This is a genomic window from Streptomyces sp. NPDC087844, from assembly GCF_044742785.1.
Lineage (GTDB): Bacteria > Actinomycetota > Actinomycetes > Streptomycetales > Streptomycetaceae > Streptomyces.
This window is the reverse complement of the sequence record NZ_JBIUVD010000001.1, coordinates 661,282-686,980: the sequence shown is the minus strand read 5'-3', so window position 1 is coordinate 686,980 and position 25,699 is coordinate 661,282. Positions and strand designations below refer to the sequence as shown.

22 protein-coding genes are annotated in these 25,699 nt (G+C 71.8%); 10 read left to right on the top strand and 12 right to left on the bottom strand.

The window, feature by feature from the left end:
• Positions 1 to 14: 14 nt before the first annotated feature.
• Both ACIOKD_RS02710 and fxsT read left to right on the top strand, forming a co-directional pair.
• The gene (locus ACIOKD_RS02710; RefSeq protein ID WP_402077685.1) at positions 15 to 1,163 is read left to right on the top strand and encodes a MoxR family ATPase; all 1,149 of its coding nucleotides are present in this window, start codon (positions 15 to 17) and stop codon (positions 1,161 to 1,163) included.
• The gene (gene fxsT, locus ACIOKD_RS02705) at positions 1,164 to 5,816 is read left to right on the top strand and encodes an FxSxx-COOH system tetratricopeptide repeat protein (protein ID WP_402077155.1); all 4,653 of its coding nucleotides are present in this window, start codon (positions 1,164 to 1,166) and stop codon (positions 5,814 to 5,816) included.
• An 89-nt stretch (positions 5,817 to 5,905) separates the two neighbouring features.
• Here fxsT and ACIOKD_RS02700 read toward each other — a convergent pair whose 3' ends face one another.
• Positions 5,906 to 7,258: a cation:proton antiporter gene (locus ACIOKD_RS02700; protein WP_402077153.1), complete on the bottom strand. Its 1,353-nt coding sequence runs from the start codon at positions 7,256 to 7,258 to the stop codon at positions 5,906 to 5,908.
• Positions 7,259 to 7,421: 163 nt separating this feature from the next.
• On the opposite strand from ACIOKD_RS02700, the gene ACIOKD_RS02695 reads away from it, so the two are divergent.
• From ACIOKD_RS02695 to ACIOKD_RS02680, 4 genes are all read left to right on the top strand, one after another.
• A complete protein-coding gene (locus tag ACIOKD_RS02695; protein WP_402077150.1) occupies positions 7,422 to 8,606 on the top strand; it encodes a hypothetical protein in 1,185 nt (394 codons plus the stop codon).
• Positions 8,603 to 9,733, top strand: coding sequence for a caspase family protein (locus ACIOKD_RS02690; protein ID WP_402077147.1), 1,131 nt, complete (start codon positions 8,603 to 8,605; stop codon positions 9,731 to 9,733). Before ACIOKD_RS02695 ends, ACIOKD_RS02690 begins: the two co-directional genes overlap by 4 nt.
• A gap of 101 nt (positions 9,734 to 9,834) precedes the next feature.
• Positions 9,835 to 10,062 carry a hypothetical protein gene (locus ACIOKD_RS02685; RefSeq protein WP_402077144.1) on the top strand — a complete coding sequence of 76 codons (228 nt, stop codon included), beginning with the start codon at positions 9,835 to 9,837 and terminating at the stop codon, positions 10,060 to 10,062.
• A 69-nt stretch (positions 10,063 to 10,131) separates the two neighbouring features.
• Entirely contained in the window at positions 10,132 to 11,907 is a 1,776-nt protein-coding gene (locus ACIOKD_RS02680; RefSeq protein WP_402077141.1) for an HEXXH motif domain-containing protein, read from the top strand.
• A 55-nt stretch (positions 11,908 to 11,962) separates the two neighbouring features.
• Here the strand turns inward: ACIOKD_RS02680 and ACIOKD_RS02675 are convergent, their stop codons facing one another.
• Both ACIOKD_RS02675 and ACIOKD_RS02670 read right to left on the bottom strand, forming a co-directional pair.
• Entirely contained in the window at positions 11,963 to 12,883 is a 921-nt protein-coding gene (locus tag ACIOKD_RS02675) for a hypothetical protein (RefSeq protein ID WP_402077139.1), read from the bottom strand.
• On the bottom strand, positions 12,880 to 14,016 hold the full coding sequence (locus tag ACIOKD_RS02670; RefSeq protein WP_402077135.1) for an SPFH domain-containing protein: 1,137 nt from the start codon (positions 14,014 to 14,016) through the stop codon (positions 12,880 to 12,882). The genes ACIOKD_RS02675 and ACIOKD_RS02670 overlap by 4 nt, the downstream gene beginning before the upstream one ends.
• 204 nt (positions 14,017 to 14,220) lie before the next feature.
• Between ACIOKD_RS02670 and ACIOKD_RS02665 the strand changes: the two genes are divergently transcribed.
• Both ACIOKD_RS02665 and argF read left to right on the top strand, forming a co-directional pair.
• Positions 14,221 to 15,447 (top strand): arginine deiminase, encoded by a 1,227-nt coding sequence (locus ACIOKD_RS02665; protein ID WP_402077133.1) that lies wholly within the window; start codon positions 14,221 to 14,223, stop codon positions 15,445 to 15,447.
• 98 nt (positions 15,448 to 15,545) lie between these two features.
• The gene (argF, locus tag ACIOKD_RS02660; protein ID WP_402077131.1) at positions 15,546 to 16,553 is read left to right on the top strand and encodes an ornithine carbamoyltransferase; all 1,008 of its coding nucleotides are present in this window, start codon (positions 15,546 to 15,548) and stop codon (positions 16,551 to 16,553) included.
• Between the two features lie 53 nt (positions 16,554 to 16,606).
• Here argF and ACIOKD_RS02655 read toward each other — a convergent pair whose 3' ends face one another.
• From ACIOKD_RS02655 to ACIOKD_RS02615, 9 genes are all read right to left on the bottom strand, one after another.
• Positions 16,607 to 17,059 (bottom strand): ATP-binding protein, encoded by a 453-nt coding sequence (locus ACIOKD_RS02655; protein WP_402077129.1) that lies wholly within the window; start codon positions 17,057 to 17,059, stop codon positions 16,607 to 16,609.
• Positions 17,060 to 17,333: 274 nt separating this feature from the next.
• Positions 17,334 to 18,644 (bottom strand): sulfate adenylyltransferase subunit 1, encoded by a 1,311-nt coding sequence (locus ACIOKD_RS02650; protein WP_402077127.1) that lies wholly within the window; start codon positions 18,642 to 18,644, stop codon positions 17,334 to 17,336.
• A 2-nt stretch (positions 18,645 to 18,646) separates the two neighbouring features.
• The gene (cysD, locus tag ACIOKD_RS02645) at positions 18,647 to 19,636 is read right to left on the bottom strand and encodes a sulfate adenylyltransferase subunit CysD (protein WP_402077125.1); all 990 of its coding nucleotides are present in this window, start codon (positions 19,634 to 19,636) and stop codon (positions 18,647 to 18,649) included.
• Positions 19,633 to 20,205, bottom strand: a complete 573-nt coding sequence (gene cysC / locus ACIOKD_RS02640) for an adenylyl-sulfate kinase (RefSeq protein ID WP_402077122.1) — start codon at positions 20,203 to 20,205, stop codon at positions 19,633 to 19,635. Before cysC ends, cysD begins: the two co-directional genes overlap by 4 nt.
• Positions 20,202 to 21,509 carry a glycosyltransferase family 4 protein gene (locus ACIOKD_RS02635; protein WP_402077119.1) on the bottom strand — a complete coding sequence of 436 codons (1,308 nt, stop codon included), beginning with the start codon at positions 21,507 to 21,509 and terminating at the stop codon, positions 20,202 to 20,204. Before ACIOKD_RS02635 ends, cysC begins: the two co-directional genes overlap by 4 nt.
• Positions 21,506 to 21,934 carry a hypothetical protein gene (locus tag ACIOKD_RS02630; protein WP_402077117.1) on the bottom strand — a complete coding sequence of 143 codons (429 nt, stop codon included), beginning with the start codon at positions 21,932 to 21,934 and terminating at the stop codon, positions 21,506 to 21,508. The genes ACIOKD_RS02635 and ACIOKD_RS02630 overlap by 4 nt, the downstream gene beginning before the upstream one ends.
• Entirely contained in the window at positions 21,931 to 22,884 is a 954-nt protein-coding gene (locus ACIOKD_RS02625; protein ID WP_402077114.1) for a sulfotransferase family protein, read from the bottom strand. Before ACIOKD_RS02625 ends, ACIOKD_RS02630 begins: the two co-directional genes overlap by 4 nt.
• 116 nt (positions 22,885 to 23,000) lie before the next feature.
• Positions 23,001 to 23,843 carry a PaaX family transcriptional regulator C-terminal domain-containing protein gene (locus ACIOKD_RS02620; RefSeq protein WP_402077112.1) on the bottom strand — a complete coding sequence of 281 codons (843 nt, stop codon included), beginning with the start codon at positions 23,841 to 23,843 and terminating at the stop codon, positions 23,001 to 23,003.
• An 81-nt stretch (positions 23,844 to 23,924) separates the two neighbouring features.
• Positions 23,925 to 24,173, bottom strand: a complete 249-nt coding sequence (locus ACIOKD_RS02615) for a DUF5999 family protein (RefSeq protein WP_402077110.1) — start codon at positions 24,171 to 24,173, stop codon at positions 23,925 to 23,927.
• Positions 24,174 to 24,439: 266 nt separating this feature from the next.
• Between ACIOKD_RS02615 and ACIOKD_RS02610 the strand changes: the two genes are divergently transcribed.
• Positions 24,440 to 24,931 carry a DUF6299 family protein gene (locus tag ACIOKD_RS02610; protein ID WP_402077107.1) on the top strand — a complete coding sequence of 164 codons (492 nt, stop codon included), beginning with the start codon at positions 24,440 to 24,442 and terminating at the stop codon, positions 24,929 to 24,931.
• 581 nt (positions 24,932 to 25,512) lie between these two features.
• Positions 25,513 to 25,698: an RICIN domain-containing protein gene (locus ACIOKD_RS02605; RefSeq protein WP_402077105.1), complete on the top strand. Its 186-nt coding sequence runs from the start codon at positions 25,513 to 25,515 to the stop codon at positions 25,696 to 25,698.
• Position 25,699: the final 1 nt, after the last annotated feature.

Below are 25,699 nucleotides of genomic sequence, written 5' to 3'. Positions count from 1 at the left end.
GTCCGGAGGTGAGTGTGCCGGACGAACAGGAGCAGCCGGATCCACACGGCTGGCGGGTGTTCCACGCCACCGGCCGCGTCCCCGGCGAATCGCGGCCGCGACTGCCCGAGGCTCCGCCGTGGCGACGCTTCCGGGGTGCCCCGCCCCAGCCGTCGCCGCCGGACGACGAGGAGGCCGCGCTGCGGCGCCTTGGATCGAGTGAGGCCATGCCCCAACTGGGCGAGGACGAGATCGACGCGGTGAACGCCGCCCTGCTGCTGCGCCGGCCGCTCCTGGTGACCGGGCCACCCGGTATCGGCAAGTCCACCCTCGCGTATCTGATCTCCCGCGAACTGGGTCTTGGGCGCGTTCTGGAGTGGAACATCGTCAGCCGTACGACCTTGCGCGACGGCCTGCACATCCATGACGCGATGGGCCGGGCCCAGGCCATCGCGGCCTGGCAGGCCGGCCTGCGGGAGGCGGCGTCGGCGGGCACGGCCCCGGCGGTGGAGGCCGGCCGGTCAGCAGGAGGGGAGGGGAGGAGGGAGACGGACGCCGGTTCCACCGAAATCATGTGCGACAACCGGGAGGTGACGGCACATCAGCGTGCGCCTGTTCTCGGTGACTTCATGACCCTCGGGCCTCTGGGGACGGCTCTTCTGCCCTACGATCGACCCCGGGTCCTCCTGATCGACGAGCTCGACAAGAGCGACATCGACCTGCCCAACGATCTTTTGCACGTCCTGGAGAACGGCAGTTATGACATCCCGGAGCTGGTGCGCGACGCCGCCGACACCGCGCTCGTGCACACCAGCGACCCGGGAGGACGTGCCGTCGTGGCCGGTGGCCGGGTCGAATGCAGTGAGTTCCCGGTCGTAGTGATCACCAGCAACGGAGAGCGGGAGTTCCCGGCCGCCTTTCGCCGCCGCTGTCTGCCGCTGGACATGCCCACCCCGACGCGAGAGCAGCTTCTGGCCATTGTGGAAGGGCATCTGGGGGCCCCTCCGCGGGACACCGAGGGGCTCGTGGACCTGTTCGTACAGCGGGTGCAGGCGGGTGGCACGCACTCGCTCGATCAGTTGCTCAATGCTGTCCAGTTGACTACTGCGGGTGGTTTCCAGGCCGAGGGTGGCGGGCGTAAGCTCTTGGAAATGCTCCTACGCGACCTCGCGAAGGGCCGCTGAATGACCGGGTTTCCCAGGGGGCGCGCATCCGGACCCGGCGACGGTGAGCCCGCCTCGGGGCCGTCGTCCCCTTCGGTGCATCCCGAGTCCGTCGAGTACGCGAGTCGGCACGGGGCGCGGTCCGTCCACGCCCCCGACGGGCACCGCACCTCCCACGGGGACACGGAGACCGGAGGGTGGCACTCCGATGCCGAGGGTGCCACCGCACCGCACTGGCAGACGGTCGCCGACGCGGTCTATCTGGCAGCTCACTGGATGCGGCACAACCGTCCCGCGGCGGGCCAGAGGGCCCCGGTGGCCGGTGACGGCGTACCCGAGCACCGGCCGGACTGCCGGCCCCCGGCTTCCGGCGCCGGCGGACGAGAGGCCGGCGGACGAGAGGCCGGCGAAGACGGAGAAGCGCCGAAGGGGCCGTCGGACGGGCCCGCGGAGCCGGTCTCCGGTGAAGCGTGGGACGACCCACGGCCGCCGGGCGGGGCCCTCGGCGACACAGGCCGCCCGGACGGACGGCTGCCGTACGGCGATCCCCTGTCGCGGCCCCGGCAGACGGGTGGCCGCGCGCCGGACCCGTCGGCGTTCTCCCGCCTGTTACCCGTCCCCGATCCGGAGGGACCCGAGAGGGCGCACCCGGGCCGGCCTCTGCTGCCCGTGTCCGGGCCGGAGGCCACCGTGCGGGGTCCGGGCGGGGGCACGGCCCTGCTCGCCCGCGCCATGCACCGGCTCGCCCGCCGTGTGCCCTCGCGGACCACGATGGAACTCGACGAGGAGACGACCGCGGAACGCGGAGTCGTGGACGGCATGTGGATGCCTTTTCTGCGGCCCGCCCGTACGTCGGCGTTCGATCTGGTGCTCCTCGTCGACGACGCTCCCACGATGAGGATCTGGCAGGACGCGGCGGCCGGGCTCGCCGAGGCCGCCGAGCAGAGCGGCGCCTTCCGGGTCGTACGCACCGTCAAGGTGGAGTTGCCGCGATCGGGCGGCCCCACCCTCCGCTGGTCCACCGGACGGACGCTGGCGTCCCCAGCGGAACTGCTCGACGGAGGCGGGAGCCGGATCTTCCTGGTCGTCACCGACGGCCTGGGGCACGGCTGGATCTCCGCCGCCGCGGACACGCTGCTCCGCCGCCTCGCGGGCGCTGGGCCCACGGCTCTGGTGCACCTGCTTCCGCCTCACCTGCGCCATCGCTCCTCCCTCTACCCGTATCCCGCCGTGCTGGAGGCAGGTGGCTTCGGCGCGGCCAATGTGGGTCTCGCCGACTGGGCGTCGCCGGGCGGCTCCGATCCCATGCGTCCGCTGCCGGAGGCGGGTGACGGGTGCGTTCCGGTGCCCGTGCTGTCCCTGAAACCCGGTTCGATCGCCGCCTGGGCCGACCTCGTGACGGGCAAGCGCGGAGTGCGCCGCGCCTTGCCCGTCGTGCTGGCCGGCGCCCTCACCAAGGGGGCGCCCGCACCGGGACTGCGCCCCCCACGGCTTCCGCGCGCCGCGACGGCCGCCGTGCGCCGGTTCTTCACGCTGGCCACCCCGGCGGCCCGTCGTCTCGCCACCCAGTTGGCCGCCGTCCCCTTCGAGTTCGACCTGGTCGAGCAGTTGCGCAAACGGACCATGCCGGAGACCGGACCCGCCCATGTCGCCGAGATCCTGATGGGTGGTCTGATCGACTGGGACGGCGGCGACGGCCGTCCGGAGTTCGCGGACGGCGTCCGGGAAGCCCTGCTCGCGACCACCACCAGGACCCAACTCGCCCTGACCGTCAGCATGCTGGGGGATCTCCCGGCCGCGGGGAAGCGCGGTGTCGCACTGCGCGCCGCGTTACGGGACCCGGCGGGGGCCACGCTCCCCGACCCCGGCGAGCGAGGCTGGCTGCGGACCGAGCTCGCCGTGATGCGTGTGCTGGCCGGCCCCTACTCCGAACGTGCGAAACGTATCGACGCGGGCTCCGCCGGATTCGGGCCCCCTGCCGTGTCCGGGCCCGCACCCGCCCCTCCCGCGACCTCAAACCACCCGGAAAGTGGCGGGTCGGCCGGTGGCGGGAGGGGGAGTGATCCAGGGTTGGTCGTCCCCGATCCACCTGGAGAGCCTGTGCCGCTGGTTACCGACATGTCCCGACCGAAAGCCCCGGAGGCTGAGCCACCCATGCAGAGCACCACGACCGGAACGTCGGCCCTATTGGTGAGCGTTCCCCTGCGGAACACCTCGTTCGTGGGCCGCACGGCGTTGCTCCGTGCCGTGGAGGACCAACTCGGAGCTCAGGACACGGCGGCCGTGCTGCCGCACACGCTTCAGGGCATGGGAGGCGTGGGGAAGTCGCAGCTCGCGCTGGAGTACGTCTACCGGCACCAGCTCGACTACAAGGTGATCTGCTGGATTCCAGCCGAGCGGGAGAGCCTCATCCTGGCTGCCCTCGCGGGTCTGGCCGCGCGCCTGCGGATCACCCCGGCGGGTCCGGAGGGCGGTCTGCCCGCGGCCAACACGGCGGTGCCCGCCGTTCTGGAGGCGCTCCGTACCGGCATGCCCTACGACAACTGGCTGCTTGTCTTCGACAACGCCGAGAATGTCGAAGCGGTCCGGTCGTACTTTCCCGCCAACGGGCCGGGAAAGATCATCGTCACCTCCCGCAACCGCGACTGGGAGAGGGTCGCGACGCCGTTGCCGGTGAACGTCTTCGAGCGCGAGGAGTCGATCCAGCTGCTGCAGAAGCGCTCCCCGGATCTGTCGGAGCGTGACGCGGACCGGCTGGCCGAGGCCCTGGGCGATCTGCCGCTCGCCGTCGAGCAGGCCGGTGCCTGGCGCGCCGTCACGGGCATGCTCGTGGACGACTACCTCGCACTGCTGAGCGAGCGCAGCCCCGACATCCTGCACCTGGACCCGGCCCCCGACTATCCGGTCTCGGTCGCCGCCGCCTGGGACATCTCACTGGAGCGGATCAAGGAGAACAACCCGGGTGCGCGGGAGCTCCTCGACATCTGCGCCTGCATGGCCCCCGAACCCGTGCCGCTGTCCATGCTGCGCGGCAAACGCGGCGTCGACATCACACCCGACGTCGACCCGCTCCTGCGCGAGTCCATCAAACTGAGCCGCGCCATCCGGGACCTCAACCAGTTCTCCCTGGTGAAGCTGGACCTGCGCTCGGACACCCTGCAGATGCACCGCCTGCTGCAGAACGTACTCCTCGCCAAACTGAGCGCCGAGGAGCGCGCCCGTATGCGGGACGCCGCCCATCAGCTGCTGTCGGCGGCCAAGCCCGGGCACTACGCCTCGTCCATCGAGTGGCCCGCCTACCAGGCACTGCTGCCGCATGTGCAGGCCTCCGAGGCGATCACCAGCACGGATACCTGGGCACGCGAACTGGTCTACGACACCGTGCTGTTCCTCTACTACTGGGGGGACCACGAGAACGCGGTCGAGCTGGCCCGGCAGGCCTGGCGCACCTGGCTCGCCGCTTCTGGCGAGGAGGACATCCACGTCATCAGGATCGCGAAGATCTTCGCCTTCGTGCTGCGCGTCGTCGGTGAGGTGGAGGAGTCCATCCTGCTCAACGAACGTGCCCTCGACGTGTCGCGCCGGGGGAACGTCGACGCCGAGGACCTCATCGACTCCATGACCCAGCTCGCCGCCGCCCGGCGTCACCAGGGCCGGTTCACGGAGGCGGAGGAGCTGGACCGGGAGGCCACCGAGCGGGCCCGCACGTTGTTCGGTCCTGAGGACCCCAGCACCCTGAACGCCGCGCACGGCTGGACCGTCTCGCTGCGCCTGTGCGGTGAGTACACGCAGGCGGTTCCCCTGGACCAGGAGACGGCCCGGCTGCGCGACCGGCTCTTCGGGCCCAACAGCGGCCTGACCCTGAACACCCTCAACGGCCTCGCGATCGACATGCGCGAGGCCGGCGACTACCCGGGAGCCCGCGACTTCCAGGAGGACGTCTACCGCAGGGTGCGCGAGCTGTTCGGCGACGAGAACATCACCACCCTGCGGGTCGCGCGCAACCTGGCCGTCTGCAGGCGCCGTGACGGAGCGGTCACCGAGGCGGCCAAGCTCTCCGAGGAGACACTGCGCCGTCTCGTGCCGGGCTACGGGCGCGACCACTACGACACGCTGTCGACGGCGATCAACGTGGTCGTCGACCGCCGCCTCACGAACGACCTCGACCGCTCGCGCGAACTGGGCGAGGCCACGATGCGCAGTTACGAGCACCGCCTGGGCGAGAACCACGCCTACACCCTGATCACGAAGGCCAACCTGGCCGCCACCATGCGGGCCCTCGGCGCCCTCGAAGCGGCGCGGGAACTCGACGACGACGCGGCCCGCCGGCTCCGCGACACCCTGGGATCCCGCCATGTGACGACCCTGACCGTCGCACTCGGCCAGGCCAACACGGCGTACGCGGGCCTGGACTTCGACCTGGCCCGGGAGATCGACGAGACCACCCTGCCCCTGCTGGCCGCGACCGCCGGTGAGGACCATCCGCTGACCCTGTCGTGCACCGCGAACCTCGCCATCGATCTTCGCGGCCTGGGGCGCAGGGCCGAAGCCGACGAACTGGAGCGCAAGGCGGTGGAGGGATTCACCCGCGTGGTCCGGGGCGACCACCCCTGGCTGCTGTCGGCCCGGCAGCGCCGCCGCATCGAGTGCGACCTGGCGCCGGTGCCGATGTAGTACCGGAGCCGACACGGAGCCGGGCGGCCCCGGCCACATCCGACGACGGCCCGGCGGGGGGTGGCACCCGGTGCCGCCCCCGCGCCGCGTCAGCCCGCTTCCGGGACGGGCCGTGGGCTGTCACCCGGCGGATGCCAATGATCCTGCTCCCCGGCCTGGGACGGCACATCGGCGTGCGCCGTCCCACCGACGGCCGCGCGGCGGGCCGGGCGGCGCCCTCGCGGTCGCCGGACCAGCAGCAGGAGCGGCTGGGTGAACAGCGTGGTGGCCAGTGCCATGAACACGAGGACCGTGTACAGCGGGGTGCTGAGCAGCCCGGCCTGCAGGCCCGCGTTCAGGGCGATGAGTTCGGTCAGGCCCCGAGCGCTCAGCAGAACGCCGACCGTCCACGCGTCCTGACTGCCGAGACCACCGAACCGGGCCGCGGCCGTCCCACTGCCGATCTTCGTGACGACGGCCAGCGCTGTCACCACCAGCAACGCCAGCCAGCCCGTGGAGTCCATGCTGTTCAGCGCCACGGACTGGCCCGACACCACGAAGAAGAACGGCAGCAGCAGCGAACTGACACCGTGCAGGGGCCGCAGCAGGTCCGGATCCAGCCTCCCGCCCTCCTCGCGCGGGACGACGCTTCCCGCCAGCAGCGCTCCGAAGATCACGTGCAGGCCGATGGCGTGCGTCAGCCAGGCCGACCCCAGGGCGAAGCCGATCAGCAGCGCGAGGCGCAGTGAGGGCTCCATCCGGGTGCGCCACAGCAGCAGACGCAGCGCGGGCCGGGCCACCAGGAGCATCGCGGCCACGAAGACGACGGCGATCGTGAGCCGCACCGGCCAGCCGAGCGCCTGGCCGTGTCCGTTCTCCAGCAGCGTTCCGGCAAGGACCGTCCAGCCGATCACGTCGAGCAGTCCGGCGGCCGACACGGCCACCACCCCGGGTACCGTGCGGGCCAGACCGTTCTCCCGCACGATCGCCGTCAGCACCGGCACCGCCGTTATCGACAGGGCGACACCGACGAAAACGATCATGGAGGGGGAGAGCTGACGTGGCATGCCGAGGCTTCGCAACTGCTCGCCGAACAGCAGGGCGCAGCCGCTGCCGACGGCCATCGGCACCACGAACGCGGTCACCGCGACGGTCACCGAGGCGCGCGCCCTGGCCCCCAGGATCTTCAGATCCAGTTCGTAACCGACGGCGAACAGGAACACCACGAGGGCGAACTGCGCGAAACCGGTCAGCGCGGGCCCGATGCCCGGCGGAAACAGGGTGGCGTACGCGTCCGGCGCCACCGCACCGAGGAGTGAGGGACCGAGAGCGATCCCCGCGGTCAACTGGCCGACGATGTACGGCTGTTTGAGCTTGCGCGCCAGCCAGCCCGCGGCGTGCGCGGCCACCAGGACCAGAGCCGAGGCTCCTACGAAATGCGTGACCATCGCGTCAGGGCTCACGGCGTCCCCCGGTAGAGCAGCAGTCGGACAGCAGGGCCGGCCCGGAACGCCGTGCGCGGATTCCGGGCAGAACCAACCTTTGTGCAATATCGTGGAGTTGACGCCGTGGCAGCAGTCGTAACGGCGGTCGTACGGGGACTCGGCCCCGTGTCACGGGGGGCGCATGTCGACGGTCGTCTTCGTCCATGGGACAGGTGTACGCGAACCGCACATCTCGATACTGACGGACCGGGTGGCCGCCGACCTGACCGCCCTGCGCGCAGGACTGCGTTTCGTGCCGTATTCCTGGGGAGACACGCACGGCGCGGCACTCGCCGCGGGCGGGGCGAGCCTGCCACCCGAAGGGAGTACCTCCCGAGGGCTCACGGAGCTGCCGTCCGTACCCGCCACCGGTCCCGACGAGCCGGACGACGCGCAGGCCTGGGCGGTCCTGTACGCGGACCCCGACGCCGAACTCGCACTCGCCGCGGCCGGGGCCGAGCCCGACGCCGAGCGGCCGCCCGGCTCCCCCGTCCCGGAGCAGGGGCTGCGCTCGCGCCTGCTCGAACTGGCCGCCCAAGGTGACCTGCCCGCAGCGGAGCTGGGCCCCGGGCTGGGGCGTGCCGCCGCGGAACTGGCCGGCCACCGGCTGCTCGGCCCGGCCGCGGCCGTCCTGGCGCCCGACGACCTCGCGATCCTGGCGGCCCGGTGGCTCGCAGCCCGCCTCATCGCCGAAGCGCTCGCCGCCGACAGCCCGCTCGTCCCGGCCGGTGACACCCGCGACTCCGTCGTCGACCGGCTGGCCCAGGCGCTCGGAGCACCGCCCCGAGGCACGGAACGCGGTCTGCGCGCCCTGTTGTTGCGGATGGGGACCTCGGCCGCCTCCCGCGCCGTCGTGCGCCGCCGGCGCGCCCTGACCGAGGCCGCCCATCCCGCCGCCGGGGACGTCCTGCGCTACCTCAGCCGCGGCGAGGCGCTCCGCGCCGACCTGCGTGCGCTCCTCGCGGACCTCGACTCGCCCGTCACCCTGATCTGCCACAGCCTCGGCGGCATCATCGCCCTGGACACGCTGATCACCACCCCGCTCCCTCAGGTACGCCTCCTGGTGACAGCCGGCTCCCAAGGGCCGTTCCTGTACGAGTCCGGGTCGCTGCCCTCCCTCGAACACCCCGCGCCGCTGCCGCCGCACATGCCGGACTGGCTGAACCTGTACGACCCGCGCGATCTGCTCGGCTACCTCGGCGGCGGCCTCTTCCCCGGCCGGGTCACCGACGTCCGCGTCGACAGCCGTCAGCCGTTCCCGGCCGCCCACAGCGCCTACTGGACCAACCCGGCCGTGTACCGGCACATCGTGGACCGACTGCCATGACCACGGCGGAGCGGCGGACCGTCCGGCAGGTGGATCCGGCCAGGGTCCACGCCCTGATCGTGGGCATCGAGAGGTACGACGCGGGCCACGCCTGGAACCTGCCGGGCCCGGCCCGCGACGCCCTCGCGTTCCACCGACTGCTGCGCGCGGCGGGGGTTCCGGACGCCCACCTGCGGCTGCATCTGGCCCCGCTGCCCCCGTTCGTGCCCGACACGGAACACGCCCCCGCCGACCACGCCACCCTGCGCCGCGTCCTCGTACGCGAACTGCCCGCCCACTTCGGCGACGTGCTGTGGGTGTGGTGGGGCGGCCACGGTGTGCTCGACCGGGCCGGGCACACCAGGCTGTTCTGCGCGGACGCCACCACCGCCGACAAGGTGGCCGTCGACCTGGAGTCCGCGCTGACCCGCTACGCCAGTGACGCCGTGCCCGGCTTCGCCGAACAGCTGTGGATCGTGGACGCCTGCGAGACCTTCGAGGAAGTACTCGCCTTCCGCGACCCGCTGCCGCCCGACGTGCTTCCCGCGGGGCATCGCACCCTCGTGCACCAGCAGACGCTGCTGCGGGCCGCGGGCCGCGGCCGGGAGGCGGCCAACGACCCCGCACGCGCCACGGGGCTCTTTTCGGAGATTCTTCTCGAACTGCTCGCCGAGCGTTCGGGCACGCTGCCCGCGCCGCCCGATCCGGAGGAGCTGTTTCCGGCCGTAAAGGCCCGGATCTCGGCTCTCAGAAAGGCGGGACGGACGGCGCAGCACCCCGAGATCCGGTTGTGGAGTCCCGAGCGGACCGAGATCGTCGCACCGCCGTCGAAGGCACGTCCCGCCACGCCACTGGTGCGCGCCGTGGACGCGCTGGTCGCCTATCCGTTGATGAACGATCCCGCCGAGCGGCAGGCCGTGGTCGCCGCGCTGAACCCCCGGGTCACGGGAACACTCTCCCGTCACCCCAAGGCCCGCACGGACGCCACTGTCATCCTCACCGGGCTCGCCCGCCGTCACCCCGAGGTGCTGTGGGAGCTCTACGACGCCGTCGTGGCCCTGGACGACGATCCCGACCTGGGGAGTGAACTGGCCGAAGCCCTGAGGGAACTGGGCGCAGCGGACGAACACGGACACGGCCGCCGGTGATCAACTGGCGTGATCGTACGGGTTTCCCATACGGGCAGGGTTCGCCATGATGGACAGGACACGGGGCATCGCGTGCCACCGTGCGAGAAGGGGGACGCATCTTGGACCAGTCGCTCGCTCCGCACGAAGCCGAAGCCGCAGCCCTGGGGACGGCCCCCATCGCAGGCACCCCCGTCTGGGAGTCGGATCTGGCGGATCTTGAGACGGTGCCGCTCGTCGCTGTGGAGAGCCTCCCCCCGCTCCGGCCCACCGCCCGCGTTCTCGCGGAGGTGCTGCGTTCGCGCGAACGCATATGGGGCGACGGCGAACCGCAGGGCAGGGCGGAGTAGCCGAGCCGCATCGGCGCTTTTGACGAGGCCGGACCTGACGGACGCAGTCACCATCGGAGGTCACCTGGCATGACGAGCCAGCAGCACGGTGGGCGGCCCCTCCGGATGCCGGACCGCCTCTTCGCCGAGTTCGCCGCCGGTGGAGGCTCGGCCGAGGCGCTCGCCTTCCTGGAGCGGGGCGAACGGGCCCGTCGACTGCTGCTCCTGCGCACCGTCCTCGCCGGCGTCGACGGGCTCGCCACCCCGCTGGACCCGCCGGCCGAGGCCTGGCGCACCCTCAGGACGGCAGCGGGCCGGGCGCCCGAGCTGATCGAGCACCTGCTGCTCGCACCGGCCACCGGCGGCTGGCTGGCCCATATGCTGCGCCGGCTCCACGGCACGGCGGCGGGGCCGCCCCTGTGGGTGGAGGCCGGACACCTGGGTTCGCTGGCCGTCGCCGCGGCCCTGCGTGCGCGCACGGAGGCGGACCTCCTCGTCCCCCTCACCGACGGCGCGCTGAACCTGCCCGGCCTCGGCCTGGTCCGCCTGCCCGCCGCGGAACAGGGTCCGACCGTCGGCCGGGCCCGAACGAGAGCGGGCGAACTGACGCTGACCGGCACGGAATCCGACGGGCGGGCCGGCTCCGTCCGCTGCCGGCCCGCCACTGTGCCCGTGCGCGGCCTGGACGTACCGCCCACCTCGACGGCCGCCGCCGGCGGGGTGCCGGCCTCCACGCCGGCCGAGGGGCACTGGATCCCCCTGCGTACTCTCACCCACGTCACGGCCTCGGGTTCCGTCTCCATTCCTCTCGACGACCTGGACCCCTACCGGGACCTCGACGAGCCGATACCCCCGGCCAGGCTGGACGCGGACGAGGCCTCCGCGTGGCAGGAACTGTTCGACGAGGCCGTCGGCGTCCTCGCGAACCAGGACGGCGGGCACGGCCCCGGGCGGCTCGACCCCGCCGTGATCCGGTCCGTCGTACCGTGGGGCCGCACCAGCACCATGCCTGAGGTGCGGCCGGGCACGCGGGGCTCGGCATCGAGCGGTGACGCCTTCGGCGCCATGAACATCTCGCGCCCCGCCACCGCGCCGGTCCTCGCCGAGATCCTCGTCCACGAGTTCCAGCACAGCAAACTCGCCGCCCTCCTCCACCTCTTCCCTCTGGTGGAGGACGACCGGGAGGAGCGTTACTACGCCCCCTGGCGGCCCGACCCACGCCACCTCACCGGTCTGCTGCACGGCGTCTACGCGTTCACCGGCGTCAGCGGGTTCTGGCGGGACCGCATGGCGGACGCCGAGCACGAGGAGCAGGCCGCGGTCGCCGCCTACAACTTCGCCCTGCGGCGCACGCAGACCCGCCTGGTCGTGCGCACCCTGCAGCTGAGTGGCCGGCTCACCGCTCCCGGCCGCGGGATCGTCACGGGTCTCGCCCGGACCCTCGACGGCTGGCTGCGCGAACCCGTGGACCCGGCGGCCCGGGCGCGCGCCCGTACCGCGGCCGTGCTGCACCGCACCGAATGGCGGCTGCGCAATGTCGCACCGTCCCCCGAGGGAGGGGCGGCGGGGAGCCTGGGGGCCGGGGCGGCGGCTCATCGCTTCCGAACGGACCGGAGTTCCTGGCCCGACCTTCGCACCCACGCCTTCGCCGCCCGCCCACGCGTGCCCCGCACCGCCGACGAGCACCTCGCCGCCGGGGACCCGGCCACCGCGATGACCGCCTACGCCCAGGCCCTGGCCCATGATCCGACCGACCCGCACGTCCTCGCCGGCTGGATCGTCGCCCGCGCAGCCCTGGAGCCGGGCCGCTCCGGGCGCCGGATGCTGGCCCGCCCGGAACTGCTCCAGCCGCTGCCCAGCGGTTGAGCGGCCCAGGGGTGCACGGCGCAGGGGGTGCACGGCCCGACGGGGTGAGTCCCGCTCACCCCACCAACCGCAACCGCCGCCCGCAGACCCCCACCCGCACCGACTGCCCCCACGTGAGTTCCAGCGCGTCCCCCTCCATCCCGTCCCCGAACGCGATCAGGCGTTCGGATTCGGCGGTGAGGGTGAGGTGGGAGCCGGCGGACAACTGGCCGGCGACCTGCGACGTGCCGGTCGCCGGGGAGGGCCAGGCCTCGCGGACGAACCACACCAGGCGGTCCTCCGTGGGACGGGGGAGGGGCAGGGGGTCGCCCCGGTCCTGCCACACCGACCGGATCCATCCCGTCGCGCCCGTCCCCGTGCCCACCAGCACCCCGGAGGAGGCCTGCGCCTCGACGAGACCCCCGCCGCCGCCCGTGGCACCCCCCTCGCCCTCGACGCCCAGGCGGTACCGCGCCGTCTGGTGGCCCGCCGCGCCCAGGTAGATCTCGTTCAGGGCGAGCAGCCGCTGCGTGTCGTCGGCCACCGCCTCCACCATGGTGAGTTCCTCCACCCCCGTCCCGGCGGCGAGCGCCGCGGGCAGCAGACGGGACGCGTCCGCCGGGCGGTGGCGCACCAGGACGCCCGGGTTGCGGCCGGGTTCCGCGTCGATGCCCACCACCGGCTGCCCGGTGAGGTACTTGGCCGCGTTCGCCACCAGGCCGTCCTGGCCGACCACGACCACCACGTCCTCCGGCGCGAACAGGAACCGGTCCAGATCGGCGCGCTCCACCCGGCCCTGACGCCACGTCAGCGGAATCGCGGAGGTCACGTCCGTCAGGGCACGCCGGGTGCGGCGGTGGCGTTCGGCGACCTCCTCGATGTCCCGGCCCCGGGAGGAGAGGAAGAAGGCGGCCTGCCCGTGCGTGCCGTGGTGGGCCACCAACTCCTCGTACTCCGTGGTGCGGTGGACCAGCACGATCCGCGGGGCGAGGCTCATGTGCCGTCCCGGACGCCCAGTTTGGCCAGCAGGCCGGTCAGCACGTCCGGCGAGATGGTCACGCTGTCGATGCTGGGCAGGTTCTCCGCCAGCCGCGACCCGGTCAGGGCGTGCAGGGTGCTGACGTCGACATCGGCGTGCACCCGCAGCCAGGCGGCCTGGGCCTGCGCCCGCGCCTCCCCGACCTCGCGGGCCGCCTCGGCCTCCGCCCGCGCGAGCCGCACGGTACGGGTCGCCTCGGCGTCCGCGAGCCGTACCGTCCGCTCGGCCTCCGCCTTGGCCAGCCGCTCGTTCCGCCTGCCCTCGGCGTCCGCCAGCTGCACGGACCGCTCGGCCTCCGCCCCGGCCAGCTTCACCGTCCGGGCCGCCTCGGCCTCGGCGCGTACCGCGTCCGCCGCCGCGTGCTCCTCCGCCTCACGACGCGTGTTCGTCCCGCGCTGGTCGACCAACTGCTCCTCGCGCCGCGCGAGTTCGATCTGGCTCGCCAGTTCGTTCTCGGCGATCGCCCGCTCGCGCTCGACGGCCACCGCCCGCCGCTCGTACGTGGCGCGGTCCGCCTCCTGCTGGATCTGCTCGCGGGCCGGGGTGCGCAGGGCCCGTTCCACCTCCGGCTCCGGGCGAAGGGCGACCACGCGCACGGCGACGACCTCGATGCCGGTCGCGGGCAGCCGAGGTTCCGCTCCCAGCCCCGCCGCGACCCGCTCCCGTACCGACGCCACGCCGTCGACCAGCGCCGACGCCAGTGTCGTACGGGCCAGCACGTCCAGTGCGTGCTGCTGGGCCGACTCGGTCAGCAGGGTGCCCAGCTGCTCCAGCGGCGTGCCCCGCCACACCCCCGTGTCGGGGTCGATGGAGAAGTCCAGGCGCGCGGAGGCCAGCGCCGGGTCGCTGACCCGGTAGGTGACGGTCGCCTGCACCGCGACGTCCTGGAAGTCGGACGTACGGGCGTGGAAGGTCATCGCCAGCTCGCGGTCGTCCACCGGCACCTCGGACAGCGCGGCGCTCAGCGCGCGGTACCAGAAGCTGAGTCCGGGGCCGTCGTGCAGCAGCTCCGCGCCTCGGTGGTGCCGGATGTGCGCCGTCGGAGCGCCGCGCAGGTGGCGCCGGCCCAGGCGCCGGGTGATGTCGGCCATCGGACTCTCCCTCGCTTGTCGTCTGTGCGACGATAACCAGTTCTCCCCTTTATAGTCAAGAAGACTATAAAGGGGGAGGGTGGTGGGAGGGGGAGAGCGGGCGGGCGGAGGGAGGGTAGGTCATGGGAGCGCGCCTGCGGACGAGTGGGCGAAGAAAGTGTCGACCGGTGGGTCAAGCGGCCTTCCGGTGGTCAGGATGGAGTCATGGGATTTCACGTCGACTCCGAAGCCGGGCGGCTGCGCCGCGTCATCCTCCACCGGCCGGATCTGGAGCTCAAAAGGCTCACCCCCAGCAACAAGGACGCCCTGCTCTTCGACGACGTGCTGTGGGTGCGCAGGGCGCGCGCGGAGCACGACGGGTTCGCGGACGTCCTGCGCGACCGCGGCGTCACCGTCCACCTCTTCGGTGACCTGCTGACCGAGACGATGGCCATCCCGGAGGCCCGGTCGCTCGTGCTGGACAGGGTCTTCGACGAGAAGGAGTACGGGCCGCTCGCCACCGATCATCTGCGGGCCGCCTTCGAGGGGCTGCCGGCGGGCGAGCTGGCCGAGGCACTGGTCGGCGGGATGACCAAGCGGGAGTTCCTGGCGGCGCACCCCGAGCCGACGTCCGTGCGCTTCCACGTCATGGACCTGGACGACTTCCTCCTCGGACCGCTGCCCAACCACCTCTTCACCCGCGACACCTCCGCCTGGATCTACGACGGCGTCTCCATCAACGCCATGCGCTGGCCCGCGCGCAGACGCGAGACCGTGCACTTCGAGGCGATCTACCGTCACCACCCGCTGTTCCGCGCGGAGACCTTCAACGTCTGGTCCGAGGGCCAGGCCGACTACCCGTCCACCATCGAGGGCGGCGACGTCCTCGTCATCGGCAACGGCGCCGTGCTCATCGGCATGAGCGAGCGGACGACACCGCAGGCCGTGGAGATGCTCGCGCACAAGCTCTTCGCCACCGGCTCGGCGCAGTCGATCGTGGCGCTCGACATGCCCAAGAAGCGGGCCCTGATGCACCTCGACACGGTGATGACGATGGTCGACGGCGACACCTTCACCCAGTACGCGGGCCTCGGCATGCTCCGCTCCTACAGCATCGAACCGGGTGTCGGGGACAAGGAGCTGAAGGTCACCGACCATCCGCCGGAGCACATGCACCGCGCGATCGCCGCGGCGCTCGGACTGAGCAGGGTCCGCGTCCTGACCGCCACCCAGGACGTCCACGCCGCCGAGCGCGAGCAGTGGGACGACGGCTGCAACGTCCTCGCGGTCGAGCCGGGCGTCGTCGTCGCGTACGAGCGCAACCAGACCACGAACACGCATCTGCGCAAGCAGGGCATCGAGGTGATCGAGATCCCGGGCAGCGAACTGGGGCGGGGGCGGGGCGGCCCGCGCTGCATGAGCTGCCCGGTTCAGCGGGACGCCGTGGGCTGACGGCCGACAGGCCGGACGGAAACAGGGGCCCGTATAGAAATGTGGGTCGTCGTATAGAATTCCAAGAGTCCCTGTTTACGTAACCCTGGAGCGCCCCCATGGCGACAGTCCCGAACGCCCTCGCCGGCCGCCACTTCCTGAAGGAGCTGGACTTCACACAGGAGGAGTTCCGTGGCCTGATCGAGCTCGCCGCCGAGCTGAAGGCGGCGAAGAAGGCCGGGACGGAGACCCAGCACCTGCGGGGCCGGAACATCGCGCTCATCTTCGAGAAGACGTCGACGCGCACGCGCTGCGCCTTCGAGGTCGCCGCCGCGGACCAGGGCGCGTCGACCACGTACCTCGACCCTTCCGGCTCACAGATAGGGCACAAGGAGTCCGTGAAGGACACCGCGCGGGTGCTCGGCCGGATGTTCCACGCCATCGAGTACCGGGGGGACAGCCAGGAGGGTGTCGAGGAGCTGGCCGCCCACGCCGGAGTGCCCGTCTACAACGGACTGACCGACGTGTGGCACCCGACGCAGATGCTGGCCGACGTGCTCACGATGGTCGAGCACCGCGACCGGCCGCTGAACGAGATCGCCTTCGCCTACCTGGGCGACGCCCGCCTCAACATGGGCAACTCCTACCTGGTCACCGGCGCGCTGCTCGGCATGGACGTACGGATCGTCGCGCCCAGGGCCTACTGGCCCGCCGAGGAGGTCGTGGTGCGGGCGCGCGAACTCGCCGTGAGCAGCGGGGCGCGGATCACGCTCACCGAGGAGGTCGCCGAGGGGGTGCTGGGCGTCGATTTCGTCGCCACGGACGTGTGGGTGTCGATGGGGGAGCCCAAGGAGGTCTGGGACGAGCGCATCGCCGACCTCGGCCCGTACGCCGTGACGATGGACGTCCTGCGGGCCACCGGCAACACCGACGTCAAGTTCCTGCACTGCCTGCCCGCCTTCCACGACCTGGGCACCAAGGTCGGCCGCGAGATCCACGAGCGGCACGGTCTTGACTGCCTTGAGGTCACCGACGAGGTCTTCGAGTCGGCCCACTCCGTCGTCTTCGACGAGGCGGAGAACCGGCTGCACACGATCAAGGCGGTACTGGTGGCGACGCTGGCCTGAGTGATGGGCCGAGTGCGGTGTCGAGCGCTGTGTCGAGCGCTGCCCGGACGCCGTCAGGCGGACCTTCGCTGGTGGGGGACGACCGGCAGCCGGAACCAGACCGCCTTGCCGGACTCCGTCGGGCGGTGGCCGCACGACGAGCTGAGGGTGCGGATCAGCAGCAGCCCGCGGCCGTGCTCCTGCCAGGGGTCGGCCTCGCACGACGGATCGGGGATCGTGAGGTCGCCCGGCGGGGACGGGTCAGGGTCGTGCACCTCGACCTGGCATCCGGTGGGCAGCAGCTCCACGACCAGCTCTATGGGCGCGTCGCCCCTGGTGTGCTCCACGGCGTTGGCCACCAGTTCGGCGGTGAGCAGTTCCGCGGTGTCGCAGTCGGCGGTCAGCTCGATCTCCGCCAGCGCGGTACGGACCAGCGCGCGGGCGACCGGCACCGCCGCGACGGTGTGCGGCAGGGCGATGCGCCAGGAGGCTGGGGCGTGGGGCTCGTGCAAGGCGGATCCGTTCATGGAGCAGGATGTCCTGCTTTCAACTTTAGGAATGGTACGTCGCATCCCGACAGAGGCGCTCGGTGGCCCTTTATCGGGACGTTCGGCCCGGTTCCGGGCTGTCCACCCGTTCGGGCTGTCCACCCGGATGAACGGTTCGGCTCCCGCGGACTGCTCCCGCCGTTACCGAGCTGTCGACGAGTCGTGACTCGGTGACCGGGCGTGTCACGACAGCGGGAGGCCGGGCACCTTGTCGCTCGGTGCCCGGCCTCGTACGGCTGCTCGGTCGGTTCGCTCAGCCGGTGCCGGCGGCCTCGCTCAGATCGACCATGCCAGCCGTCAGCGTCGCCCCGTCCGCCGGGTCGATCAGGATGAACGCGCCGGTACGGCGGCAGTCGGCGTAGTCGTCGAGCGCGAGCGGCTCGGCCGTGCGCAGGGTGATCCGGCCCAGGTCGTTCGCGTACAGCCCGGCCTCTCCCGCTCTCGGCGCCGACCCGCCGAAGTGGCCCCCGTCGGTCAGGTCCCGCACGATCGCCTTGACCGTGCGGGTCGTGTGCCTGACCAGGACACGGTCGCCGACGCGCAGCGGACGGTCGGCCAGATGGCAGACGGCGGCCCGGACGTCCCGGGTGAGCGCCGGCGCCTCCGCCCCGCTGGTGATCATGTCGCCGCGGGAGACGTCGAGGTGGTCCGTCAGGCGCAGGGTCAGCGACTGCGGCGCGTACGCCTCCCGCACCTCCTCACCGAGTACGTCGATGCCCTCGATCGCGGACGTTCCGCCGGAGGGGTGGACGGTCACGCGGTCGCCGACGCGCAGCGAGCCGGAGGCGAGCTGGCCCGCGTAGTGACGGGCCTCGCCGTGCCGGATCACGTACTGGACGGGGAACCGGGCGGGTGCGCCCATCGGGTCGGCGCCGACCGGGACGGATTCCAGGTGCTCCAGCAGCGCGGGGCCCTCGTACCAGTCCATGTGCGCGGAACGGTCCACCACGTTGTCGCCGGCCAGCGCCGATACGGGGATCGGGGTGAAGCCCGGCAGGTCCAGCTCGGCGGCGTGGCCCGCGAAGTCCTCGACGATCCGGTCGAACTCCTTCGCCTCGTACCCGACGAGGTCCATCTTGTTGACGGCGAGCACGATGTGCGGGACGCGCAGGAGGGCGGCGATGGCGGCGTGGCGGCGGGTCTGCTCGACGACGCCGTTGCGCGCGTCGACGAGGACCACCGTCAGTTCGGCGGTGGACGCCCCCGTCACCATGTTGCGGGTGTACTGCACGTGGCCGGGGGTGTCGGCGAGGATGAAGCGGCGCTTGGCGGTGGCGAAGTAGCGGTAGGCGACGTCGATGGTGATGCCCTGTTCGCGTTCGGCGCGCAGGCCGTCGGTGAGCAGGGCGAGGTCGGGGGTGTCCTGGCCGCGGTTGCGTGAGGCGTGTGCGACGGCTTCCAGCTGGTCGGTGAGGACCGACTTGGAGTCGTGGAGCAGGCGGCCGACGAGGGTGGACTTGCCGTCGTCGACGGAACCCGCGGTCGCGAACCGCAAGGTGTCGACGCCGTCGACGCCTGCGCGGATCGCCGAGGTGGTGGCGTTGGAGATGGTGGTGCTCGTCATGGCTAGAAGTACCCCTCGCGCTTGCGGTCTTCCATCGCGGCCTCGGACATCTTGTCGTCGGCGCGGGTGGCGCCGCGCTCGGTGAGCCGGGAGGCGGCGATCTCGGTGATCACGGCCTCCAGGGTGGTGGCGTCGGAGTCGACCGCGCCCGTGCAGGACATGTCCCCGACCGTGCGGTAGCGGACCTGCCGTTTCTCGATGGTCTCGCCGTCCTTGGGGCCGCCCCATTCGCCGGCCGTGAGCCACATGCCGGCCCGCTGGAAGACGTCCCGTTCGTGCGCGAAGTAGATCTCGGGCAGTTCGATGCCCTCGCGGGCGATGTACTGCCACACGTCGAGTTCGGTCCAGTTGGAGAGCGGGAAGACGCGGACGTGCTCGCCGGGGGCGTGGCGGCCGTTGTAGAGGTTCCACAGTTCGGGGCGCTGGCGGCGCGGGTCCCACTGGGAGAACTCGTCGCGCAGGGAGAACACGCGCTCCTTGGCGCGGGCCTTCTCCTCGTCGCGGCGTCCGCCGCCGAAGACGGCGTCGAAGCGTTCGGCCTGGATTGTCTCGGTCAGCGGCACGGTCTGCAGCGGGTTACGCACCCCGTCGGGGCGCTCCCGCAGCGCGCCGCGGTCGATGTACTCCTGCACGGAGGCCACATGCAGGCGCAGGCCGTGCTTCTTGACCGTGCGGTCGCGGTACTCCAGGACTTCCGGGAAGTTGTGTCCGGTGTCCACGTGCAGGAGTGAGAAGGGCACCGCGGCGGGCGCGAACGCCTTCAGTGCCAGGTGCAGCATGACGATGGAGTCCTTGCCGCCGGAGAAGAGCACCACCGGCCGCTCGAACTCACCCGCCACCTCGCGGAAGATATGCACCGCCTCGGACTCCAGAGCGTCCAGATGGCTCAGGACGTACGGGTGGCTCGGGGCGTACGGGTGATCGGTGGCAGCCGGGGCCGGGGCCGGGGCGGCCACCGTCGGTGCCGCCGCCGGGGTCGTCGAGGGCCTCATACCAACCCCCTGGCCGACAGCACCGCGTGTACCGAATCGGCCGACTCCTCGGGCGTCTGCGACCGGGTGTCCAGCGCGAGCGCCGGGTCGAGCGGGGGCTCGTACGGGTCGTCGATCCCGGTGAGCCCGGTCAGCCGTCCGGCCGCCTGCCGCGCGTACAGGCCCTTCACGTCCCGCTCGCTGCAGACCTCGACCGGCGTGGCGACATGCACCTCGATGTAGGGCGTCCCGCTCGCCTCGTGGCGCTTGCGCACCGCCTCGCGGCTGTCGGCGTACGGGGCGATGACGGGGACGACGGCGAGGACGCCGTTGCGGGCCAGTACCTCGGCGACCAGGCCGATGCGCTGCACGTTGGTGTTGCGGTCCTCGCGGGAGAAACCGAGTCCCGCGGAGAGGAAGCGGCGGATCTCGTCGCCGTCGAGGACCTCCACACGATGCCCCTCGGCGCGCAGCCGGCCGGCGAGGAAGCGGGCGATCGTCGTCTTGCCCGCGCTCGGCAGCCCGGTGAGCCAGACCGTGGCCCCCTGAGCGGTAGGAGGCTTCTGACGGCTCCTTGCCGTGGTGGTCATGCGTGGTGTCCTTTCGCGGCGTCCGTGGTGCGGTGCCGTGGGCCGGGGAGAGCGGGGGGCGTGCCGGGTCGGTCCGGTGCGCCGAGGCCGTTGCTGAGTTCGTTGAAGAGGGCCTCCCAACGCGGGTGCACCGCGTCCGGGCCGTACGACGCCGCCGTCAGCACGGCCGCGACGCCCATGTCGGCGCGCAACGCCCGGTCGCCCATCAGCTCGGCCATGGACTCGGCGAGGGCGTCGGGGTCCTCGGGCGGTACCAGCAGGCCGTCGACGCCGTGGGTGAGGACGTCGGAGGGACCGGTCGGACAGTCGAAGGCCACCACCGGCAGCGAGTGGCTCATCGCCTCGATCATCACCATCGGCAGCCCTTCGAAGCGTGAGCTGAGCACGTAGAAGGAGGCCTTGGCGAGTTCGTCGTCCAGCCGGTCCGTGTGACCCATCAGGAGCACATGGTTGTAGAGGTGGTGCTCCTCGATGAGCGCCCGCAGCTCGGCCTTCTTCTCGCCGCTGCCGTAGATCCGCAACTGCCAGTCGGGGTACGTCTCGACGAGCCTCGCCCACGCGGGGATCAGCAGGTCGAAGCCCTTCTGCGGGAACAGCCGCCCGGCCGCCACCGCGATCTTCGACCGGTGGTCCGAGGGGATCTGGTCGAGGGAGTGCACGGCGTTGGGGATGCGCACCACCCGGGTGCCGGGCAGCAACTGCTCGTACTCCTCGCGGTCCCGTTCCGTCAGGACGGCGACCGCGTCGAAGCGCGAGTAGGTCTCCCGGATGCGTCGCTGCACGTCATGCTTGTGTGTGCCGTGGTTCATGTGCTCCTGCGCCACCCGCAGCACGCCGCCCGTCGCGTGTTCCGCGGCGAGGAAGTTGAGCGCGGGCCTGGTGGTCACGAGAATGCCGTCGCGCAACGAGGAGAGGTACGCGATCAGCCGCTGCTCCACGAGCCGGTTGAAGTACCGGTAGCCGAACTCGCCCGACGGGATGTGCCGCGCGGGCCGCTCGGTCAGCCGCCCGCGGCGCCAGTCCCGCCAGCGTCCGGCCACACCCCGGCCGGGGGAGTGGGCGCTCTCGCGAAGGTCGACGACCGTGCTGACGCGGACGCGCGGGTCGAGCGGGAACTGGATGTCGTCCCGGCGGCGCAGCGCGCTCACCAGCTCGACCTCCCAGCCGGCCTGCACCAGGGAGTTGGCCTGGTTCATCACCGTACGGATGGTGCCGCCGCGGCCGTAGGCGTGCAGCAGCAGATAGCGGACCTTCGGCCGTCCGGCCGCGTCCGCGGGATGTCCCGCCAACTGATGGACCGTCATGAGGCGGCTCCCGTGCGGCACTCCAGTGAGAGGTTGTCCTTCACCGTGTAGTACGGGCGCACGCGCAGACCGCGTACGCGCTGCTCGGGAAAGACCATGATCTTCTTCTTGCCGTGGATGTCGTCGAGTTGTCGTCCGGCCCTCAACCGGGCCTCGCCGTCGGTGAGATGGACGTCCCACTCCTCGATCTCGGCGGGGTCAGGCGTCACCAGGTCGGTGAGGGGCAGCTCGCCCTCGAAGCGGTCGCCCTTCACCTGCGCGGGGTAGTCGAGGGGGCGGCCGGTGTGGCCGCGGCGGGTGAGCAGCAGCCGCCAGTCGCCCTCGGCGGGACGTCCGTGGATGCGACCGACGAGCCGTACGTGTCCGTCGCGCGGCCACACCTCCGTGATCTCGGCGTGCGGCTTCACGCGCTCGTGCCGATTCACGAGCCGTATCCCCAGGCCGTGCACATGGGTCGCAGCAGCTCAGGGATCTCGTCCTCGGCGGGCAGCGCGCGTCCGCTCTGCACCTGGCCGGTGCGGATCTTGTCCCGCCAGTCGCCGAGGCCCTTCACCACCTGGGTGTCGTCGCGGTGGCCGTAGTCGAGCATCGACGGTTCGAAACCGACGCCCAGGAAGGCGCAGAGGTCGCGCATCTCCTTCTCGGCGTCGGCGGTGAGGTCCTCGTAGCGCAGGGTGTGGTGGACTGCGTGGCCGCCGGGGTGACCATCCGGGTGGCCGCCGGGGTGACCGTTCGGGTGGCCGCCGGTGGTCGCCCGGCGGGCGCTCTCGACGGCCTTCATGTAGCGCAGGGCGTCGGCCGCGGCCTCGTCGAAGGTCCGCTTCTCGGGGTCGCCCTCGTGCCAGGACCGGGCGATGGACACCGGGTGGCGGAGCAGGAAGACGAAGCGGGCGTCGGGCCAGCAGTCCCGGATGCGCCGGTGGACGAACGCGTTGCTGGGTGTCTTCTCGACCAGGACGTCCTTGCCCGACCTGACCAGCTCCCGGTGCATGACCCGGTCCCAGAGCAGGTGCTCCAGGTCGCCCCGTTCCAGGTCGAGGGCGCTCATGGCGCGCTGCGAGAGTCTGCTGCCGAAGTCGACCTCAAGGCGGCGGATGTGCAGCTCGTGCGGGGAGTGCAGCCGCGAGTGCGCGTTCAGTAGCATGCGCAGCAGCGTCGAGCCGGAGCGCACGGGAGACATGATGAAGACCGGACGCCGCAGCAACCGGTCCGTGGCGAGATCTCCGGGGGCCGGACATCGGTACACCGGCGTGGGCCGCTTGCCGGGTTGCGCCCCGGCCCTGTTCGGCTGTGGCGGCGCGGCGGGAGTGGCCCGGCGCACCTGAAGGCCGGTGGTGGCGGAGAGCGCCCGGTTCAGATTGCCCATCAGACTCATGCGTCCCGACGCTAGGTAAGGATTATGAGAAGAGGGATTGAGCGACCTGAGCGTTGCCTTAGCGACGGGGATTGTGCCTCACGTCACATGGGTTCGGGTTTGAGTGTGCTGTGACGTCACTCGTGGCCGGATTCAGGAAGGTCCCCGGGCACACCCGCGAAGGTCGCCCCGGCGTCCCGCAGCCGCTCGTGCAGCGCCCGGAAGACGGCGGCGGAGCGGGCTCCGGGCCAGTCCGGGGGCAGCAGTGAGGGAGGCAGTCCCGGATCGGTGTACGGGAGGTGGCGCCAGGAGTCGAGAGCGAGCAGATAGTCGCGGTACGCCTCTTCCGCGGGGGTGTCGGCCCTGTTCTCCCACTCGTGCAGCACGCGCGCGTGCCGGTCGAGGAACGCCTCGTGCTGCTTGGCGATCCCGGCGAGGTCCCACCAGCGCGCGACCGCCTCGGCCGTCGGCGCGTACCCCAGGTGCGCGCCGCGGAACAGTTCCACGTACGCGTCCAGCCGCAGCCGTTCCAGCGTGTGACGGGTCTCTTCGTAGAGGCGGGCCGGGGCGATCCACACTCCGGGGGCGGCCGTCCCGAAACCGAGGCCGGCCAGGCGTGAGCGCAGTACGTGCCGTTTCTGCCGCTCGGACTCCGGTACGGAGAACACGGCGAGGACCCAGGTGTCGTCCTCGGGCGGGGAGGTCGCGTAGACCCGGCGGTCGCCGTCGTCGAGGAGCTGTCGCGCGTCCGGCGACAGGACGTACCCGGCCGCGCCGGCCGCCGTACGGGCCGGCAGGAGCAGTCCCCGGCGTTTGAGCCGGGACACCGACGAACGCACGGAGGGCGCGTCCACGCCGGCCGCGGCGAGAAGCCGGATCAACTCGGCGACGGGTACGGGACCAGGGGCGAAGCGGCCGTACGCGCCGTAGAAGGTGACGATGAGGGACCGGGGTGCGTGCTGCTCGGACACGTTGATCACTTTAGGCCGTCAGCGACTTCTTGACGACAGTCAACGGTACGCGACAGACGGGCGGGCTGTGCTTCTGCCGGTGCGGGGCGGTCAGGCCGCGATGGCCAGCTGCTCGGCCGGCACCCGGTGCGGACCGACGACCCGCCCGTCGGGCAGCAGCGCGCCGGTGTCGTCGAAGGCGATCGCCCCGTCGCACAGCAGGTACCAGCCCTGCTCCGGGTGCGCGGAGACGATGTGCGCGTCGGAGCGGTCGGAACCGTTCGAGCCGTTCGAACCGTCCGGGCGGTCGGAGCGGTCGGAGCGGTCGGCGGACGGGCACGAAGTCTGGTGAGAACACATGGTGGGCCTCCACGTGCGAGGAGTCGGGCGGCGTTTTCGTCGCCCGTATGGATAGACCATGCGCTTGCCGCGAACTCATCGGAACAGCCGGACGGGAAACGTGACAACACGCGGACAACACGCGGACAACACTCGGACGAGTCCAGGACGGACGGTGCGGATTCGCCATCAACTCGCCATCAACTCGCCACCAAAGGGGTGAGGGTCACGCCCACGGGCCCGCCGGGCCGGTACCTGTGGAGGCCCCCACTCCAGGAGGTATCCCGATGCGATTGCACCAGGTCATGGGCACAGCCGCCGGTGCGGCGCTGCTGCTGGCCGCCGCCCCGTCCGCGGGCGCGCTGTCCCAACAGGCCGCGTCCGCCGAGCCGGTAGGGCTCTCGGAGACGGTGACCGTCGACCCGACGGCCCGCCTCGCAGCGGACGGCACCGTCACCCTGTCCGGCACGTACCGCTGCAAGGGCAGTACGGGCCCGGTCCTCGTCAGCTCCTCCCTGAGCCAGGACAAGCCGTCCCTCGGTCAGGACAGTTCGTCCCTGAGCCTGGGCAGGAGCAACGTGCGCAAGGGCATCGGCAGCACCACCGCGGTCTGCGACGGCGCCGAGCACCGCTGGACGAACACCGAACCCACCGATCCGGGCCGCTTCGAGCCGGGCGCGGCGAAGGTCGAGGCGACGCTGATGGAACTGCGCTCCAGCGGTCTGCCGTTGCCGATGTTCCACGCGGTGAAGGAACAGAACGTCACGCTCGTCGGCTGACGCCGGCTGACGGCGCTCGACGGCAGCCGACTTCGGCGTACACCGGTCCGGTCCGCGCCACGGCCACCGGCGCGTCCTTCGAACCCAACAGGCCTGGAGGACGCGCCGGTGCGAAGTCCCCGCCACGCACATTGCCCGGCCTGTTCTCCTCGCCGGCGAAGCTGAGTCGTGAGGTGCGCCGCCGTGTGCGTGCGGGGACGCGGCGGCGGGATCAGCGGAAGCTCATCGAGGCGGGGGCGGCGGAATTCCTGGCTGAGCACGACGTGCACCTGGGCGGGTTCACGCCGCACCAGACAGGCATCATCAACAACGACAATCTCCGTGTCGGCGACATCAGCGGTGGCTCGCACGTGGCCGTTGGCAACTGCTCAGGTCAGTCACGTACAGAACTCAGCCCCTGACGACCGCCGCGCGGACGTGCTGCGAGACCTTGACACCTACCTGAGACCCGCCGACCCCGGCAGGGCGCGGACGCCGTACTTCATCGAATGGCAACACCCGAAGCACGGACGCGGCTGTCTCACCATGCGCCGCGAGGGTCCGGACCCAGGGCCTGCTGGAACCGTGGCCGTGGAAAAGCTGTGACGCCACTCGGTCCTACCAGCACTTCCACATCGAGCGTCGGCAGGGACGCCGCCCGCCACATCCTCCGCCTGGAGGACACCCGGCGCTGCGGGGGCCCGCGCGGCAACTCCACCGCGACCGGAGCCGACGTCACGGTCGAGCCCTGCGACGGACGGGCCGACCAGAGGTTTCTGATCAGTTAGG

Excerpts from the sequence above, each read along its gene's own strand:
- fxsT (WP_402077155.1), top strand. The coding sequence starts at position 1,164 with ATGACCGGGTTTCCCAGGGGGCGCGCATCCGGACCCGGCGACGGTGAG.
- ACIOKD_RS02675 (WP_402077139.1), bottom strand. The coding sequence starts at position 12,883 with ATGAGCCTCGCCCCGCGGATCGTGCTGGTCCACCGCACCACGGAGTAC.
- ACIOKD_RS02695 (WP_402077150.1), top strand. The coding sequence starts at position 7,422 with ATGTCGACGGTCGTCTTCGTCCATGGGACAGGTGTACGCGAACCGCAC.
- ACIOKD_RS02635 (WP_402077119.1), bottom strand. The coding sequence starts at position 21,509 with ATGACGGTCCATCAGTTGGCGGGACATCCCGCGGACGCGGCCGGACGG.
- cysD (WP_402077125.1), bottom strand. The coding sequence starts at position 19,636 with ATGAGGCCCTCGACGACCCCGGCGGCGGCACCGACGGTGGCCGCCCCG.
- ACIOKD_RS02650 (WP_402077127.1), bottom strand. The coding sequence starts at position 18,644 with ATGACGAGCACCACCATCTCCAACGCCACCACCTCGGCGATCCGCGCA.
- ACIOKD_RS02615 (WP_402077110.1), bottom strand. The coding sequence starts at position 24,173 with ATGTGTTCTCACCAGACTTCGTGCCCGTCCGCCGACCGCTCCGACCGC.
- cysC (WP_402077122.1), bottom strand. The coding sequence starts at position 20,205 with ATGACCACCACGGCAAGGAGCCGTCAGAAGCCTCCTACCGCTCAGGGG.
- ACIOKD_RS02665 (WP_402077133.1), top strand. The coding sequence starts at position 14,221 with ATGGGATTTCACGTCGACTCCGAAGCCGGGCGGCTGCGCCGCGTCATC.
- ACIOKD_RS02625 (WP_402077114.1), bottom strand. The coding sequence starts at position 22,884 with ATGAGTCTGATGGGCAATCTGAACCGGGCGCTCTCCGCCACCACCGGC.
- ACIOKD_RS02680 (WP_402077141.1), top strand. The coding sequence starts at position 10,132 with ATGACGAGCCAGCAGCACGGTGGGCGGCCCCTCCGGATGCCGGACCGC.
- ACIOKD_RS02655 (WP_402077129.1), bottom strand. The coding sequence starts at position 17,059 with ATGAACGGATCCGCCTTGCACGAGCCCCACGCCCCAGCCTCCTGGCGC.
- ACIOKD_RS02610 (WP_402077107.1), top strand. The coding sequence starts at position 24,440 with ATGCGATTGCACCAGGTCATGGGCACAGCCGCCGGTGCGGCGCTGCTG.
- ACIOKD_RS02670 (WP_402077135.1), bottom strand. The coding sequence starts at position 14,016 with ATGGCCGACATCACCCGGCGCCTGGGCCGGCGCCACCTGCGCGGCGCT.
- ACIOKD_RS02690 (WP_402077147.1), top strand. The coding sequence starts at position 8,603 with ATGACCACGGCGGAGCGGCGGACCGTCCGGCAGGTGGATCCGGCCAGG.
- argF (WP_402077131.1), top strand. The coding sequence starts at position 15,546 with ATGGCGACAGTCCCGAACGCCCTCGCCGGCCGCCACTTCCTGAAGGAG.